The 1860-nt window shown below is 68.4% G+C and carries 4 protein-coding genes; all 4 read right to left on the bottom strand.

Annotated features, from left to right (window positions below):
• Positions 1-135 precede the first annotated feature (135 nt).
• On the bottom strand, positions 136-450 hold the full coding sequence (locus J5Y21_RS11575) for a hypothetical protein (protein WP_210576090.1): 315 nt from the start codon (positions 448-450) through the stop codon (positions 136-138).
• 8 nt (positions 451-458) lie between these two features.
• Positions 459-704, bottom strand: a complete 246-nt coding sequence (locus J5Y21_RS11570) for a DUF4244 domain-containing protein (RefSeq protein WP_349237001.1) — start codon at positions 702-704, stop codon at positions 459-461.
• Between the two features lie 86 nt (positions 705-790).
• Positions 791-1396, bottom strand: a complete 606-nt coding sequence (locus tag J5Y21_RS11565; protein ID WP_210576088.1) for a type II secretion system F family protein — start codon at positions 1394-1396, stop codon at positions 791-793.
• Positions 1393-1668, bottom strand: coding sequence for a hypothetical protein (locus tag J5Y21_RS11560; RefSeq protein WP_210576086.1), 276 nt, complete (start codon positions 1666-1668; stop codon positions 1393-1395). Before J5Y21_RS11560 ends, J5Y21_RS11565 begins: the two co-directional genes overlap by 4 nt.
• Between the last annotated feature and the right edge of the window lie 192 nt (positions 1669-1860).

Below are 1860 nucleotides of genomic sequence, written 5' to 3'. Positions count from 1 at the left end.
GGTGCGTGTCCGCGGTCCGGCTCACCGCAGCCGCGACGACCAGCGCCAACGCCACCACCGCCGCGATGATTCCGGCAGACGCGATGGTGGCGTAGCCGCGGTCGTCCCCAAGCTGGGTCGCAGGGACTCGGTGTGTCACGGTGTCTCCACCGGGAATGCCGCGGTGGCGCTCATCGCGCGCACCGGAGCAGGAACCTGCGCGGTCACCCGCACGACCCCGGCCTGCTCAGCGACAGTCACGGTGACGCCCTCGCGGGGTGGGTCGTACGGCACCCCGATGGCATGCGACCGGGCGGCGGCACCGGCGATGTCCACCGCGGTGATATACGCCCCCAGGGTGGCTATCCCCGCCACGATCGCTGCCGCCACCGTGACCAAGACGGCCAGGGCGAGGGCGGCTTCGATGGTGACGGAACCGCGGTCGTCGATAAGCGAAATGCGTCGCGACATGCCGTGCCTTACGACGGCGTATTCGACAACGCGTCCGTGATGATCCCCTCGATCGCGTCGACGACGCCGTCGCCCTTGATCACCATGTACAGCACCGCGGCGAGCGCCGCCGCGGCCAGGCTCCCCATGGCGTATTCGATTGTGCTCATCCCGTCGTCCCTGCGCAGCGCAGCCGCGCGAGCTGCGGCTTTGATGTACAGGCGGGTCAGAAAAGCGTTGATGGACTCGGTCGTGTTCGTGATTGCTGCGGTCATTGTTGTTCTCCTTTTGTGAGTGTTTTTTAAAGTGAGTCAAGTAGTCGGGACGGATGGTCAAGGTGTTTTCCGAGCGCCCTCCTTATTCATTGCCCGCCGAACATCTGCGACCCGAGGCCGACGACCACGGGCGCGAGCCCGAGGACGAAGAAGGCCGGGAGAAAGAATGCGGCGAGCGGGATGCTGATGAGGACCCCTGCGCGTTCGGCAGCTGCGGTCGCACCAGAGACGGCCTCCTCGCGGAGGTCGGCCACGATGCGGTCGCACCCGTCGGCGACAGCTGAGCCGGACGTGTGGGACAAGGTGACCAGCGATGCGAGTTCCTCGCACCCGGGCACTCCGTCCAGCGGGGACCACGCCCGTTCGGGTTCGACCCCGAGGTCGTGGTACGCCACCACCCGCCGCCATTTGTCGGCGAGCGGCGAGGGCATGCCCCCGCCCACGTGCCCCGCTGTGCCGTAGCTGTCGGCGACCGCCCCCGCGGCGGCGGAGACGGGCAGCCCGGCGCGGAAGCACGCGGCGAACAGCTCGATGTCGCTGGCGATGCGGTGCCTGTCGGGCGGGCCGTCGCGCGGGGCCTTCGGGGTGTGAGCGGCGTCGGTGGTGTGCAGTGTCAGGCGACTGTGCGGGCGGGCGGCAGGCGGTAGCGCGAGGGCGGCGCCGAGGAAAAAGGCGGTAGACAGGCTGATCATGCGGCGGCCCTCCCGATGATGAATTGCGAGGTGTAGAACCCGGCGCACACCAGGGCTGTGCCGCCGAGCAGGAGCAGGCTGCCGAGACCGCCGCCGGTGAGCAGCGCGACGGGGCGGGCACCCATCGCCTGGCCCATGAGGATTCCGGCGAGGGGAAGAACGGAGAGCACGACGGCAGTGGCGCGTGGCCCGGCAAGGGCCGCGGACGTCGTTTGCCGGTGACGCAGGGCATTGTCTATGCGCGAGCGGGCGCTGTCTAGCAGGTCAGCCATGGGAATTCCGAGGCGGGTAGATAAGAGCCAGAGGGTGCCGGCGTCTGGCTCTTATACAAAAATAGATGGGGATAAGAGACAGAGAAAGGGGCAGTTCCGCAGAGCGGGCGTAGCAAGGGCCAGCGGCGAGGGCCAGAACTGCGCGCACCAGGATGGTGGCAGCCGTGAACACGGCCAGGCCGGCACGCGCAA

Source organism: Corynebacterium sp. Marseille-P3884 (assembly GCF_017942225.1).
Taxonomy (GTDB): Bacteria; Actinomycetota; Actinomycetes; order Mycobacteriales; family Mycobacteriaceae; genus Corynebacterium.
This window is presented reverse-complemented; position numbering and strand designations above follow the sequence as displayed.

Bases quoted from the DNA above. Each gene is read 5' to 3' on its own strand.
- J5Y21_RS11575 (WP_210576090.1), bottom strand. From the start codon at position 450: ATGTCGCGACGCATTTCGCTTATCGACGACCGCGGTTCCGTCACCATC.
- J5Y21_RS11570 (WP_349237001.1), bottom strand. From the start codon at position 704: ATGACCGCAGCAATCACGAACACGACCGAGTCCATCAACGCTTTTCTG.
- J5Y21_RS11565 (WP_210576088.1), bottom strand. From the start codon at position 1,396: ATGATCAGCCTGTCTACCGCCTTTTTCCTCGGCGCCGCCCTCGCGCTA.
- J5Y21_RS11560 (WP_210576086.1), bottom strand. From the start codon at position 1,668: ATGGCTGACCTGCTAGACAGCGCCCGCTCGCGCATAGACAATGCCCTG.